This is a genomic window from uncultured Coprobacter sp., assembly GCF_947855755.1.
GTDB lineage: Bacteria > Bacteroidota > Bacteroidia > Bacteroidales > Coprobacteraceae > Coprobacter.
In genome coordinates this window covers 21,747-36,690 of sequence record NZ_CANUAR010000029.1, presented here as the reverse complement: position 1 = coordinate 36,690, position 14,944 = coordinate 21,747, and the positions used below count along the sequence as shown (strand labels likewise).

Here is a 14,944-nt window from a genome sequence, read left to right as displayed (position 1 = left end):
CCCGCGACCCCATGCGTGACAGGCATGTATTCTAACCAGCTGAACTACCGCACCAGTCAACAAAATTAAGAACGCTTCTTTTTCTTTTGCGTTGCAAAGATAGTCACATTTTTTGATTTGACAACAGTCTTGAATGAAAAATTTTCAGGAAAATCTTTATTGAAAATCATTCGATACACAATCGGTTGAAAATCAGATAATGCAGAAAACAGGTCTTAAATAAAAATTATTTTTGTTTCTCGGTTAAATGCTTCCAAAACCTTACAGGCAGGTTTTGACGATGTAGTTTGGGGTTGTTTCTTTCCTTAATATTAATTGCTTTGAAATATTCTTTCCAAAGCTTTTGAAATAATTCCTCATCGGGATGCATTTGATTTTTGTCTAATATTCCAGATAGAAGATGAGCGCTACTGTTTTCGAACTGTATTTCTGTAACCGAAGACAGATCATAATAGTATCCGTATTCTCGTTTTAAATCATAAATTATCCATTTCTGGTCAGAAAAGCGATCCTTGCAGTGAGGAACGATTAAAGACAATACATTATAAATCGGCTCTATTGCTGCGAAGAATGTTCCGTCCATAGCTTTTTGGAAACGTAGAAACTGAATAATTCGGTGTTGTTCACGATGTACTTTTTTCCAGATTTGAGAAAGTTCCAAGACATCACTATCTCCGAAATTCAGCTCAATGGAATAAGGAGAATCTATCGCTTTTCGTATATAACGAAAAATCAGTAGATCTATTTCAGGTAATTCAGATAACCAACTGGCGGCAAGACAGGAGATGGCAGGCTTTGATAATTTTTTCAACAATCCGTTCCATACCCGTTCCGCTTTATCATTATCTGTATATACTATATGTAAATCGTCATAGAATAGTGGAAGAGTTTCGTCTTCGCTCAGTAAAAGATCCGGAAATGTTTTTCGAGAGTAAGCGTCGAAAATTGCACTCAATAACCCTTCAAATGTTTTATCATATATGAATATATTCATGTTTTTAATCTTCAAAAGAGAGCGTTAGCTGTCGTGAGTCCTTCGTTCGTGGTCTCCCTACTAAAAGTTTGCGGATATTTTGCGGATTCATTTCATTTACTGTTTGCATCGAAAGTTCATTGCAAGTAATAAAGTACTGCGCTTTTTTCATTACCACGCCGATTTTTTTTAATTGGGACGCTCCCAATCGGGAGTAACGGCGGGAAACAACGATTAATTTTGCAGATTTTATGCCGATTCCGGGTACTCGCAGAAGCATTTCGTAGTCTGCTCGGTTTATGTCTATCGGAAAAATTTCCGGATGACGTAAAGCCCACGCAAGTTTAGGATCGATATCCAGATCGAGATTAGGATAAGCATCATCTACGATTTCATTTACTTTGAATTGGTAGAATCTCAATAGCCAGTCGGCTTGGTACAATCTGTTTTCTCGCACCAATGGAGGTTGTTTTAAAACCGGCAATCGATTATCATAATCGTTTACATGAATATATCCGGAATAATATACTCTTTTCATCGTCGGTCGCTGATATAAAGCAGACGATATGCGGAGTATATCCTTATCTGTATCTGACGTTGCTCCTACAATCATTTGTGTACTTTGTCCCGCTGGCGCAAAGCGAGGAGCATGGCGGAATCTTTTTTTCTCTTCCGCGCTTTGCAAGATCCCTTGTTGTATGTAACGCATTGGTGTGAATACACTTTTAAAGTCTTTTTCAGGGGCTAATATTTTGAGGCTTTCTTCATTAGGAATTTCTATATTTACACTTAATCTATCGGCGTATAATCCTGCTTCGTTTACCAGTTCTCTGCTAGCTCCCGGAATACTTTTCAAATGGATATATCCGTTATAACAGTGTTTCAATCGCAATTCTTTTGCTACTCCTACCAATCTTTCCATTGTATAGTCTGGATTATTTACTACTCCCGAACTTAAAAAAAGACCTTCGATATAATTTCTTCTATAAAATTCTATGGTAAGATCGACCAGTTCTGATACAGACAAGGTTGCTCTTTTCAGGTCATTGCTTTTACGGTTGATACAATAAGCGCAATCATATATACAATAATTGGTAAGCATGATTTTCAGAAGCGAAACACATCTTCCATCTTCTGTAAAACTATGACAAATACCCCAGCCCGAAGCACTTCCTATGCCACCTGTCATTTTGGAGCGGGAAGTTCCGCTTGAGGCGCAAGATACATCGTATTTTGCCGATTCCGCAAGAATTTTCAGTTTTTCGAGGACTTTTTCATTCATAATTATTTCGCTCCTAATAATTGCAAAAATAGAGAAAGACTTTGTTTTTATGTAGGAATTGTTTCTTAAATTATATCTTTGCATGAGTTAAAAAATGAGTGCTTTTTGTCAGAAGGATATGTTGTTTTTAAAGACCTTGTTTTTAAGATGTTTAAAACAAGATAATAACAGTTGATTCCAAGTTTTACCGTAAACCTTTAAATAGAAAGTGAAGAATTCTTTGTGGAATTAGAAATAGACTATTATCTTTAAATTAGAATTTGAATATGAAGATAAAAATGCCTGAACGTCCGCTTGTTTCTGATTATGACGAGTTAGTTGATTTGTGGGAAAGATCGGTGCGGGCTACTCATTCTTTTTTGCAAGAAGATGACATTGCTTCTTTTAAATCGCTGATTCGAAATGAATATTTGTTTGCAGTAGATTTATGGGGCTATAAAGATGAAGACGGTCGATGGATTGCTTTTATGGGTGTATTTAAGAATAAGTTGGAGATGCTGTTTCTTTTGCCTTCTGCAAGAGGGAAAGGGGTAGGTAAACAATTAGTTGAATATGCGGTGAAAATATTGGGTATAAATTCTGTTGACGTAAATGAACAAAATGAACAAGCGGTAGGATTTTATTTGCATCAGGGGTTTCATGTAATAAGTCGTGATGCAACAGATAGTACCGGAAAATCATATCCTGTTTTACATCTGCAATTATAAATATAAAAATGCACGTTGTATGAATGACACAAATATAATACCGATAGAGAATCATCCGTTAAAACCATTTATTCCGCAAAATACCCGGATGCTGATGTTGGGGAGTTTTCCTCCGAAAAGGGAGCGTTGGAGTATGAATTTTTATTATCCGAACCTCCAAAATGATATGTGGCGTATTTTCGGACTCGTTTTTTTCGGAGATAAAGATCATTTTTTAAACGGTACGAAAATATTCGATAAGAATCGCATTGCTGCTTTTTTGGAAGAGAAAGGTATAGCTTTAAGCGATACTGCTCAATCTGTAAAGAGGTTAAAAGACAATGCCTCTGATAAATTTTTGGAGGTTGTAGAAGCTGCCGATATTGATACTTTATTAAAACAAATGCCAATGTGCAAGGCTGTTGTCACTACAGGACAAAAGGCTACCGAAACATTAAGTGTTCTTGTTTCATCTGCAATTCCTCCTGTCGGTAGCTTTATTGAGTTTGAATATCAAAGTAGAAAAATGCGTTTTTACAGAATGCCTTCTTCTTCCCGAGCTTATCCGAAACCTTTGTCGGAAAAGGCTGTGGTATATGCCCGTATGTTCGAGGAATTAGGTTTATTGTAAATATGGATTTTGTTTCTTTTCAAAGCCTATTGTTGTGTTAGGACCGTGTCCGGAATAGATAACCGTATCTTCCGGTAGTATGAATAGTTTTTCTCGAATACCGGTAATTAATTGATTATAGTTTCCGCCCGGTAAATCCGTCCGGCCGATACTGCCTCTGAAAAGTACGTCTCCACCAAACGCTATTCCTTCTTCTTTGCAGTAATATATGATACTTCCGGGAGAATGTCCCGGTACGTGTATAGCCTGTAAAGTATATTTCCCGATTTTGAAAATATCGTTTTCATGGACATCCTGACCGATGGGGATAGGAGAGGCTTGGAGCTGTATGCCGAACATAGAAGCCTGTTCTTTCATATTGTCTAATAGAAAAGCATCATCAGGATGAGCTGTTAACCCGACATTGAAAGTGTTATACACGTATCTATCTCCGAAATTATGATCTAGATGTAAGTGCGTTGCCAAAAGATATTTGACTTTCAATTTATGATCTATAATGTAATCCGATAGAATATCTTGTTCGTCTGCATAATAACATCCCGCGTCTATAATTGCGCATTCACCGGTTTCACTATCCGATACGACATACGTATTTTCTGAAAACGGATTGAATTGGAATTCTTTAATTATTAGCATATATAATATTTATTTGTAAACAGGTACGTAAACGACTTTTTTTGTATCGAAATATTCTTCTTTGAAATACTCTTTCAAATTGTATATGATCGAGATTTTTTTGAATGGCGCTACTTCATTTTGCAGTTCTCCTCCTTTTAAGCAAATCAGTCCATTAGGCATTGCATTTTGTTGCTCTTTTCGGATATTTTTACGAATAAGCTTCATCAGGTCGTTTAGAGGCATGACAGCACGGCTTACGACAAAGTCGAACTTGCTTTTTTCTTCTTCTACTCCGCAATGCCTGCATGTCACATTTTGCAGACCGATAGATTGTGCTATTTCTGACGCGACTTTAACCTTTTTCCCGATACGATCTAATAAATGAAATTTACATTCTGGGAATAAAATAGCCAGAGGTATTCCGGGAAATCCGCCTCCAGTACCTACATCCATTATTGCACTTTCGGGAGTAAATTGTATAATTTTTGCTATCCCTAAAGAATGCAATATATGGTGAGTATATAGATTGTCTATGTCTTTACGGGAAATAACGTTGATCTTACTATTCCAATCTTTATATAGTTCGTCTAAGGCTGTGAATTGGGATTTTTGATTTTCGTTTAGGTACGGAAAATATTTCTCAATAATTTGCATCGGATATTTAGTGTAAATAATAGGTTATTAATAAGATTACTTATTTGCTTTTGTATGTTGTCTCTTTTACAAAAATAGTGTAAAATGTGGATATCCCAATGATTTATTATTAAATTGTTTATAAATACGAAGTATCTGTCAAATTAAACTGAAGTACTTTATAAAAGAGGGTATGTCAAAACTAAAATGACTACTTCTAAAAGTTACAGATTGTAGCTATAATACCTAAAAAGGTCGTATCAAGCTCTGCTTTGAGTAATGATACAACCCTTTCTAGAGTTTTTTAGGATGTTCAAATTCCAAATCAAAAGTTCATCTTTTCAAAAATTAAGTTTTGGCACATCCTCTTTCATTAATAGTTTTATAGCCTTTCTGGATATATAATTTTTATCTTTTGACAGGCTCTGATATTATCGGATTATTTTTTTGCTTTTTTGTATGTTATTGCCTTTTATGTGAATAATATATATTCCCGGTACGAAACCTGATAAATTTAAAATTTCTTCTTGACCTATCGTTATGGAATTTAACCTTGTTGATTTCAGTAATTGCCCGTTTGTATTATATACGGATATGGTCGTTTGGTTATCGGTTTTTCCGAATAATAGATGGCATATTCCATTTCCCGAAGTGTAGATTGTCACGTCTGGAATGTCGTTTTTTTCTTCGTATATTCCCGCTGTCATTTTTATGCATTCTTTTATGCCGTTCCATGCATCTATTTTTCCGAATCCCCAAGTATTATCTCCATTTCCGGAAACAGTTCCTGTATAGTTATCTTGTCGTGCTGTTTTTTTGAAAATGTTTCTGACATCATCGGGGCTGAGAGTCGGATTTGCCTGAAGCCATGTTGCTAATACACCCGTAATGAATGGAGTTGCCATAGAAGTTCCGGACATATATCCATAATAATATTTTTTCCCGTTTACAGTAGTATTATCGCAGATACCGCTATCATAAGATTGTGCGCTGGAGTATGATGAAATAATTTGATTCCCGGGTGCTGTAATATCCGGTTTTACACGTCCGTCAGCTGTCGGTCCTAAACTTGAGAATTCTGCAATCATACCTTCTTCCCGAGCATAACTTCCGGTACGAGTCGCATAAGCTCCTACACTAATTACATTTTTTCCTGTTCCTCCGATTTCGCCGACAGTATATTTTGAATCACCATCTGTCCATCCAGATAAGCCATTACCGGTAAGTTGACTATAATAATCATCAGCCCAGATATGTACAGTTCCGCTCGTTGCAGTGATTGTGATTCCTATCGCATAACCTGAACTCATACTATTTACCTCAGAAACTATGAAGGCGTTCGGCTTGTTATTATTAGCATTTACTTCGTAGTAAATTTCAACATATCCGCTGATCCCGTTTTTTAATGAAATTGTTTTAGAACCATTTCCTGAGATATTGACCGTTTCAGAGTATTCAGACTTGTTTTTTGAGATATTATATCGATCGATAGTAATCTTGAATGTTTCTCCGGGCTCACCCCAGATATCGAGCATCGAATAGCGGTCAGAATTATCCAAGAAATCGATAAATGTTTTTAATGTATTATCGGAAGATGTAAATGTTTTGCTAAGATGCATCGGATCACATCCTTCATTACCTGCTGCTCCGGCAAATAGCTTTCCCGGACCTTGCAGGTTATCTGCAACTTGATCGAAAGTCGAAGTTCCGTCGTGAGGGCCGATATGAGATCCCAGACTCATATTGATAACGCAAGGTTTTCCTACCGATTCGGCATAATCATATATATATTTCATTGCGTCCGAGAGACTTACCTGATCAGTAGTATTATCATTCAGATCATAGCTGACCAAGACTATATCTGCTTCTCCGGCTACTCCGTAATAAGACTTTGTATGGTCTGCACCTGCGGCTATACCGGTTACATGAGTAGCATGAGTTTCGTCTGTTACGTCATATTTTGCCGCAAGAATTTCATCAGTAGTTGTATATTCCGTTCCGTAGGTAAAACCGCTTGGAGCTTTACCGTTTTTATTTTGATTCCACACTCGTTTTACCCGTAGTTCAGTTCCGTCTGTATTGTAAAAATTGATGTGTCCGTATTCAAAACCATTATCGACAATTCCTATAACGACATCTTTTCCTAAAAATGGTGTCGTTAAATCTTTCCCGCTTTGAACGTTATCTACCAGAGTTTCAGTTCTGGCTTTATTCATTTTTTGATATATCGGTGTGCTGATTTGTACATATTTGATGTTATTTAGAGAGGATATGGTTTCAATTTTACTGACAGGAATTTGCGCTGTGATTAAAGAATCTATGCAAGTATTGACTCTTACTCCATAACTTTCTAAAAAATAGGGATCTGTTTGAGCCTTTAAATAAATATAAGCTTTAACATAATCGATTTCGTCAATTTTCTTTACTTTAAATTTGGAAGAGAATGTTTTGTCCGTTTTTATCTGTTCCTTTTCATTTATAAAATGCCGTGTATATGGCGACAATTTTGATTGAGCCATAACGAGTGTGACAAAGCAGAATAATAATAAAGAGATAATGGTTTTCTTCATAATCAATATTTTTTAGGTAATCTTAAATTGATAGACTTACTTAGTTCTATGGCAGAAATATCGGGTAGGGTTATTAATTCCGGTAATTGTGAAATCAAGCATGAGAAACTTTTCAGTGTGTCGGTATATGAGACGATCGATATTCCTTGATCTTCAGCTTTATTTTTATCGAAATCCGGTCGGGTATGTAAATATCCTTTGATATAACATTTTCCGTCAGAAGATTTCAAATTATATTTTTCTCGCAGCTGCTCGGATGGAGTATAATTTTTTTTAGGTAAATAGCCGTTAGTTTCTTTTAATAAATCGTCCCATAACATTCTGAAGTTATTTGAGAACCGAATCGTATCGGGTAAAACAGATATTTCCATGTATTCAATTTTGTCATTTTTCCCTCCGGACACAGTCGAGATATGCCGGGATGAACATGAGATGCTGCATAATAAAACCGATATTAAAATAATCTCTTTCATAAAATCTGCTATTAATTAAAATATTGGTAATCCGTTTTTGCGAAAAATGATTTTTATATAATTTGCCATTTAAAAACAATATAATACAAATATATATCGTTTTAAATTATCAGCCTATCGTGAAGCCATTAAATATGTATAATTTCAAATATATTTTTAAGAAGATAAGACTCTAAAAACCTGTTTAAATTTTGTTCGGGTCAGATCTGAGAATTTCTTTCGAGAACGATAGCGGGCTATCTGACGAGTGAAAACGGGAAAAAAGACCAGAAGAAGACGTAAAGATGCCCCGATAGTATTTTTTATTGGAAACTTAAGTCGGTTCTAAAATAAATAATTGATTCCGAGATCTATACTGTTTGTTCCGTCTTCACGAGAAAAAGCTGTTCCCCATTCTGCCGAAAGAACAAAATTATGGTTCATAACCAGTTTCAACCCTATTCCTGCACTTGCATGTATGCATTCGTTTTTACCACTGTAAATAATAAGATCATTGCTTTCTTTTTGTGATTTTAGCCGGTATGGTTGGAGTACAGCTCCCGCGTCGAAAAACGGGTTCATTCCGATATACCAGTTTTGTTTCAACAACCTGATTACCCTTGAACGCAATCTTAATTCTATATTTGTCCAACCGATACCGTTTCCCGTAACTCGGTTACGTAACACCCCTCTTATATTATTCGTTCCACCTAATCCTTCAGAGTAAGTTTGTCTTATATAATAAGTGTTTATGTCTGATAAAAAATAAAATGGAACTCTTCCGACAGGAGTAAATTGCAGTCCGATTCGTCCGGCCAAAGTCAAGTGTTCTTTCCAAAGCGGTTGATAATAACAGACGTTCAGAGTTGTTCTTATAAAAGAGTATCCGTTTTTACTTGTCCAGTCCGGAGAAAAAGCAAAGATAGCTTCTCCATATATGCCTTGCGTCGGATCAGCCTCCCTGTCCCGGGTATCGTAAACCGCTCCTGCCTTCCATTGCAAAACATTTCCGCCCTTTGCTTCATTCTGATTTATTAATCCTACTTTTATATAGCGGTTGTATAGATTATCTGCCCCGATATATTTTTTCAATGAAACAGGTTGAATCATCATTTTTTGCCAACTGATGCCTGCCATCCAGTTAAGTTGTCCGATAATTTTTCCTTGCAGACCGAAAATCATACGAATTTGTTTTCGGTCTATTTTGTAAAAAGAATCGTTATGCGTATTTGAGTAAGGTGCGCTACGACCGTTATATCCGTAAAAATCACACATATTATCCGGTAAGTATGCAACATCGAATGAGAATCTGTGATTTTTCCATAATTGGGGAGAATCGTAGAAAAACCAATAGACACCAGAACCCTTTGTGAATCGAGCGGCTTCAATACAGAATTTATGCGTGTAGTCGGGATATTTTGATCCGTCCCCGAAATTATATAGTTCACAATATATTCCGTATTGAAATCCGAGATCACTATTGTAAGCGATTTCCGGGAAAGGTGTTATATTCCATCCTTTTTTGTTTTGAGAGTTTGTTAATGAATCTTGGGGAATGGCATAAGAAATTTCCGGATATAAGATCATTACTAATCCGAAAAGTAATGTGGCGATTGATTTTAAAATACGCACAGACAGTTTGTTCATGTGGCGAAAATACAAATATTTTTTCTATCGAATGTCTTTTTTTTAATAAATGAGAAAATGAAATATGAAACTGAGCTTGTGTATTTAGTAGTCGTTACTGAAAGTGTTGAAATAAATCGGGATAGTGTCATTTTGAAACATATTTACTTTAATTCGTTAAAAAAATGTTGTTTGCATATATGTTTTGTGTCAATATGAAATTAATAAACAGAATGTATTGTCATTTTGATTAATTTTATTCTGTATTTATGTCTGAATGAAATATTTTTGCATAAAAATCTTTCATAATGTTTAAAACAAAATGGGTATGCAAAAACGTTGGATTATTTTATTTGTAGCTTTATTAAGCGTTAGTTTTTTAGGATTATTTTATTCGGGTCATGAAGGGGTGTTTACAGATATAGATCCTAATTTGAATTTTGCTGATATCGCATGGATGATTACTGCAACTATTTTTGTTTTGATGATGACACCGGGACTCTCTTTCTTTTATGGAGGAATGGTTCGGACTAAAAATGTCATATCTACGATGTTGCAGAGTTTTATTGCTATGGGAGTGATTAGTGTTATCTGGGTAGTCGTGGGCTTTAGTTTAGCTTTTGGCGAAGATATCGGGCATTTTATAGGAAATCCGGGAACATTTTTTATGTTTGTGAATGTTGGTGGAGCTACAGATAAGTTATTAGCACCGACGATACCATTAGCATTATATGCTTTGTTTCAAATGAAGTTTGCCATTATTACTCCGTCATTGATAACCGGCTCATTTGCCGAACGCGTTCGTTTTTCCGGCTATCTGGTATTTATGATTTTGTTCTGTATATTCGTGTATTGTCCTTTGGCTCATTGGACTTGGCATCCCGACGGTTTCCTTCGCCAAATGGGGGTTCTCGATTTTGCCGGTGGAATTGTAGTTCATGCTTCTTCCGGGGTTGCGGCTTTGGCCGGAGCTATATTTTTAGGGAAAAGAAAAGAATCGGGGCAGCCGGCTAATATTCCATTTGTATTATTGGGAGCAGCTATGCTTTGGTTGGGATGGTTCGGTTTTAATGCAGGGTCTTCTTTAGCGGCTAATGCTGTAGCTGTAAAAGCATTCTTAAATACGAATACGGCATCGGCAACAGCGATGATGACTTGGGTTGTATTTGATTGCTTGAGGGGACGTAAACCTTCTGCAATGGGAGCTGCTATCGGAGCGGTAGTGGGATTGGTTGCCATAACACCTTCGGCCGGGTATGTGACTGTCGGAGAAAGCATATTTATTGCTTTAGTTGTGACAATTATATGCAATATGGCTGTTTCTTGGAAAAATAAGAAAAATTCTTTTGATGATGCTTTGGATGTATTTCCTACACATGGTGTAGGAGGAATTGTCGGAACTATTATGACCGGAATCTTTGTATATAATGCGGCTGAAAATATTACTTATTGGCAAAATCTTTTAAATCATATAATAGCGGTAGTGATAGTTTGCGGATATACATTTATTGTAACATATGCTTTGTATTGGATTACGGATAAAATGATCCCGATGCGTGTATCTGAAAAGAGCGAGGAGATCGGATTGGATATGAGTCAGCATGATGAGCGATACGGGATTGAAACAAATAGAGAGTTGGCTGAATATTTTGATCATGGTGTAGATACAAAATCTTGATTGAAAGGCTCTTAGTAGTTTTGGTTTAAAAAGCGGTTATTTATCAAGAAAACCGCTTTTTTGTTTTTCAGCGACGCCTTTGAGTAAGAATAGGTTGAAAGATAAAATATGAAATTATCGCTGATTATTTATGGTAGGTCAAATAACTATTTATAGTTTAATTACTATATCTTTGTTGAGACAATTTATAATTTGGATCAGGTATTAGTTGAGTGTGAAGTGGCTTTAATGCTTTTAAACTTTAAGATACTGAGAATCGGTAAATTATTTTATCATAACCGGAACAGACAAATAATTCTAATGATTTGAAAATATGATAGTGAAAAAAGAGAATTACATTTTGCGGCCGTGGCGGGAGTCAGACTGTAATTCTTTAGCATATTATGCTAACAATATCCGTATATGGAATAATCTTCGTGATTCATTTCCTCACCCATACACCTTAGACGATGCAGATGCTTTTATCAAGATGGCTTCGGTCGAGCCTTATTCTCAATTTGCAATTGAGGTTTCCGGCCGGGCAGTAGGAGGTATCGGGTTTATTCGGCAAAATGATATCGAACGGCTTAATGCAGAGATCGGATATTGGATTGGAGAACCGTTTCAGGGGTTGGGTATTGTATCGGATGCTCTGTCAGAATTGATAAGTTATATATTTACCGAAACAGACTTGATTCGTTTATATGCATTAACCTTTGACTTCAATGAAAAGTCGATGCGGGTATTGATGCGAAATGGTTTTAAGCAGCTTGCCGTTATGCATCGTATGGGAATTAAAAACGGCAAGATTATGGATATGCATTATTATGAATTGTTGAAGCCGTATTGAGTTATCGTTATATGAAAACCATGAATTCGATTAAAGAAATATTCCGGATTGGGGCAGGGCCTTCGAGTAGCCATACTATGGGACCTCAACGGGCTGCAAAAATTTTTTTAGAACGTAACCCCCGAAGTGCTTCTTTCAAAGTTTCCTTATTCGGAAGTCTTGCTGCGACAGGTAAAGGTCATTTGACCGACAAGGCAATTTTAGAAGTTTTAGAACCTCATGCTCCTGTACAGATTGAATGGTTGCCGAAGATGTTTCTTCCTTTTCATCCGAATGCCATGACTTTTTGTGCTATAAGTCTGGAAAACGAAGTTCTGGACACTTGGACTGTATATAGTATAGGCGGAGGTGCATTATCAGAAGAAAATCGTCCGCCTATCGGGGAAATTTCCGATGTTTACGACATGTCTCATTTAAGTGATATTTTAAAATGGTGTGAGCATTCGGGGAAAAGTTATTGGGAATATGTAGCGGAGAGAGAAAGTTCGGATGTATGGGACTATTTGTCTGAAGTATGGAAAAATATGAAAGAGTGTATCCGGAGAGGATTAGACACGGAAGGTGTTTTGCCCGGTCCGTTAAATCTCCGACGGAAGGCTGCCGATTATTTTATTCAGGCTGGAGGATATAAAGAGGCTTTGAGAGATCGCGGATTGGTTTTTGCTTATGCTTTGGCTGTTAGTGAAGAAAATGCTTCGGGACACACGATTGTAACTGCACCGACTTGCGGAGCGTGCGGAGTTTTACCTGCTGTTTTATATCATTTACAGACAAATCGGGGATTTAGTGACACGCGTATTTACCGGGCTTTGGCTACTGCCGGATTGATCGGAAATATAGTAAAAACAAATGCCTCTATCTTGGGTGCGGAGGTCGGCTGTCAAGGTGAAGTAGGAGTTGCTTGCGCTATGGCTGCAGGTGCTGCTACTCAACTGTTGGGAGGAAGCCCCGCTCAGATAGAATATGCGGCAGAGATGGGGTTGGAGCATCATTTAGGGATGACTTGTGATCCGGTTTGCGGGCTGGTGCAGATTCCTTGTATCGAGCGGAATGCTTATGCTGCGGCGAGAGCTTTGGATTCTCATTTATATGCATCTTTTTCTGATGGAATACATAGGGTTTCATTTGATAAAGTCGTAGAGGTGATGAGGCAGACGGGGCATGATCTACCTTCATTATATAAAGAGACCGGAGAAGGCGGATTGGCCAAAGATTATACTCAGTCCAATTAAAGAATTGATGCACGATTATTTTTTGTACATTTGTTAGGTTTTAATTATCGGGATATGTTGAGTTTGTTATTGATTTTATTAAATATATATGTGGGAATTTCCCCGAATTACGAACCTGTATCTACTAATTTCAAAATCGATCCGCCTTTACACGGAGCTATGTATTTAAGCGGAAACTTCGGAGAGTTAAGGAATAATCATTTCCATTCGGGTTTGGATATAAAAGCTCAGTCTGGAACAGCGGTGTATGCTGTCGAAGACGGTTTTGTTTCTCGAATAAGTGTTTCTCCGTACGGATATGGTCTTGCTGTATATATCGACCATCCCCGAATAGGTGTAACCACCGTGTACGGACATTTAGATCGTTTTGCTCCATTTATAGATAGTGTAGTAAAAAAACAGCAATATGCACAAGAATGTTTTTCTGTCAATCTTTTTTTGAAAAAAGATGAGGTTAAGGTCAGAAAGGGACAAGTAATCGCATATAGTGGAAATACCGGTAGTTCGGGAGGACCGCATTTGCATTTTGAAATAAGGGAAACAAAATCGGAATATTTGTTAGATCCTATGCCTTTTCTCAAAACATACCTGAAAGATACTCGTCCACCTCAAATTCGTTCTGTCGCTGTTTATCCTATAACAGGAATTGTAAATAACGGATATGTTCGTAAGGATTTTTCCGTTATTCGTCAGAAGAACGGAATTGTGACTCTTTCATCTCCGGTAACAGCATGGGGAAAAATAGTTCTTGGAGTGAAAGCTTATGATTATATGAACGAGACTTCCAATATTTACGGAGTTTATTCTATTCGATTATTTGTGGATGATAAAATCGTTTATTCTTCTGCTATTGAACGCTTCTCTTTTGATAAAAGTCGGACTGTAAACTCATTTATCGATTATGAAGATTGGGTAAAACGACGGTCTTTTATAATGCGTTCTTATGTGGCTATGGGAAATTATCTGCCTGTTTATAAGGATATTGTTGATCAAGGTGTGATTACGATCGATCAGGAACGAGTTTATAAAATTCGTTATGAGTTGAGAGACCGACATGGAAATTTGACGATATGTACATTTTCAATAAACGGAAAAAAGAAAAATATTCCGGTGGATAATCCCTCCGATAATGTTTGTGTGTATAATCAGGACAATTTCATCAATAAACATGGAGTTTCATTATTTATTCCCAAAGGGGCTCTTTATGAAAATATTCAATTGAAATGTTCTCGGAATAACGACAATTCCTATGTCGTAGGGCAAGAATGCGTGCCTTTGCATTTATATTGCAATTTAAAAATCAAAATACCCTCAGATACTCTTAATAATAAAAAACAATACTATTTAGCCCGAGTATTCGGGAATAAAGAGATACCTTATACCGGTACATATATGAATGGGTATTTAGAAGTTAAAGTAAGAGAATTAGGAACATTTGTTGTTAAATCAGACACCATAAATCCTGTAATTACACCTATGTCTCCTGCTCAATGGGGAAATAGGGGAAAGATTCGTATCAGAATAGGAGATAAACATACTGGAATCGAGTCTTACAGAGGTGAAATTGACGGTAAATTTGCACTTTTTGAGATGGATGGTAAGACTGCAATATTAAGTTGTAAGCTCGATTCGGAGCATATCAAAAGGAATAGAAAACATCATTTGAGACTTACAGTTACTGATCGATGTGGAAATCAAGCAGTTTATGAGAATTCGTTTTATTGGTAAATACCT

At 36.7% G+C, this 14,944-nt stretch carries 13 protein-coding genes; 6 read left to right on the top strand and 7 right to left on the bottom strand.

The features are described 5' to 3' along the window. Positions 1-226: 226 nt before the first annotated feature. A complete protein-coding gene (locus tag Q0093_RS13170) occupies positions 227-994 on the bottom strand; it encodes a TIGR03915 family putative DNA repair protein (protein WP_297931327.1) in 768 nt (255 codons plus the stop codon). 4 nt (positions 995-998) lie between these two features. Further along, entirely contained in the window at positions 999-2,255 is a 1,257-nt protein-coding gene (locus Q0093_RS13165) for a putative DNA modification/repair radical SAM protein (RefSeq protein WP_297931325.1), read from the bottom strand. A 266-nt stretch (positions 2,256-2,521) separates the two neighbouring features. On the opposite strand from Q0093_RS13165, the gene Q0093_RS13160 reads away from it, so the two are divergent. Continuing rightward, entirely contained in the window at positions 2,522-2,962 is a 441-nt protein-coding gene (locus Q0093_RS13160) for a GNAT family N-acetyltransferase (RefSeq protein ID WP_297931323.1), read from the top strand. Positions 2,963-2,981: 19 nt separating this feature from the next. After that, positions 2,982-3,572, top strand: a complete 591-nt coding sequence (locus tag Q0093_RS13155) for a uracil-DNA glycosylase family protein (protein WP_297931320.1) — start codon at positions 2,982-2,984, stop codon at positions 3,570-3,572. Here the strand turns inward: Q0093_RS13155 and Q0093_RS13150 are convergent. From Q0093_RS13150 to Q0093_RS13130, 5 genes are all read right to left on the bottom strand, one after another. Further along, positions 3,564-4,208: an MBL fold metallo-hydrolase gene (locus tag Q0093_RS13150; RefSeq protein WP_297931318.1), complete on the bottom strand. Its 645-nt coding sequence runs from the start codon at positions 4,206-4,208 to the stop codon at positions 3,564-3,566. The two genes, Q0093_RS13155 and Q0093_RS13150, sit on opposite strands and share 9 nt — an antisense overlap. A 9-nt stretch (positions 4,209-4,217) precedes the next feature. Then, entirely contained in the window at positions 4,218-4,844 is a 627-nt protein-coding gene (gene rsmG / locus Q0093_RS13145) for a 16S rRNA (guanine(527)-N(7))-methyltransferase RsmG (RefSeq protein WP_294177353.1), read from the bottom strand. A 410-nt stretch (positions 4,845-5,254) separates the two neighbouring features. Further along, the gene (locus Q0093_RS13140) at positions 5,255-7,393 is read right to left on the bottom strand and encodes a S8 family serine peptidase (RefSeq protein WP_297931315.1); all 2,139 of its coding nucleotides are present in this window, start codon (positions 7,391-7,393) and stop codon (positions 5,255-5,257) included. Positions 7,394-7,395: 2 nt separating this feature from the next. Then, positions 7,396-7,866: a hypothetical protein gene (locus tag Q0093_RS13135; protein WP_297931313.1), complete on the bottom strand. Its 471-nt coding sequence runs from the start codon at positions 7,864-7,866 to the stop codon at positions 7,396-7,398. 324 nt (positions 7,867-8,190) lie between these two features. Further along, positions 8,191-9,492, bottom strand: a complete 1,302-nt coding sequence (locus Q0093_RS13130; protein WP_297931311.1) for a BamA/TamA family outer membrane protein — start codon at positions 9,490-9,492, stop codon at positions 8,191-8,193. 307 nt (positions 9,493-9,799) lie between these two features. Between Q0093_RS13130 and Q0093_RS13125 the strand changes: the two genes are divergently transcribed. The 4 genes from Q0093_RS13125 (at position 9,800) to Q0093_RS13110 (ending at position 14,938) form a co-directional block, all read left to right on the top strand. Beyond that, on the top strand, positions 9,800-11,149 hold the full coding sequence (locus Q0093_RS13125; protein WP_297931308.1) for an ammonium transporter: 1,350 nt from the start codon (positions 9,800-9,802) through the stop codon (positions 11,147-11,149). 313 nt (positions 11,150-11,462) lie between these two features. Beyond that, positions 11,463-11,978, top strand: a complete 516-nt coding sequence (locus Q0093_RS13120) for a GNAT family N-acetyltransferase (protein ID WP_297931305.1) — start codon at positions 11,463-11,465, stop codon at positions 11,976-11,978. Positions 11,979-11,998: 20 nt separating this feature from the next. Then, complete coding sequence (locus Q0093_RS13115) at positions 11,999-13,210, top strand: L-serine ammonia-lyase (protein ID WP_297931302.1); 1,212 nt, start codon at positions 11,999-12,001, stop codon at positions 13,208-13,210. Positions 13,211-13,264: 54 nt separating this feature from the next. After that, complete coding sequence (locus tag Q0093_RS13110; RefSeq protein WP_297931299.1) at positions 13,265-14,938, top strand: M23 family metallopeptidase; 1,674 nt, start codon at positions 13,265-13,267, stop codon at positions 14,936-14,938. Positions 14,939-14,944: the final 6 nt, after the last annotated feature.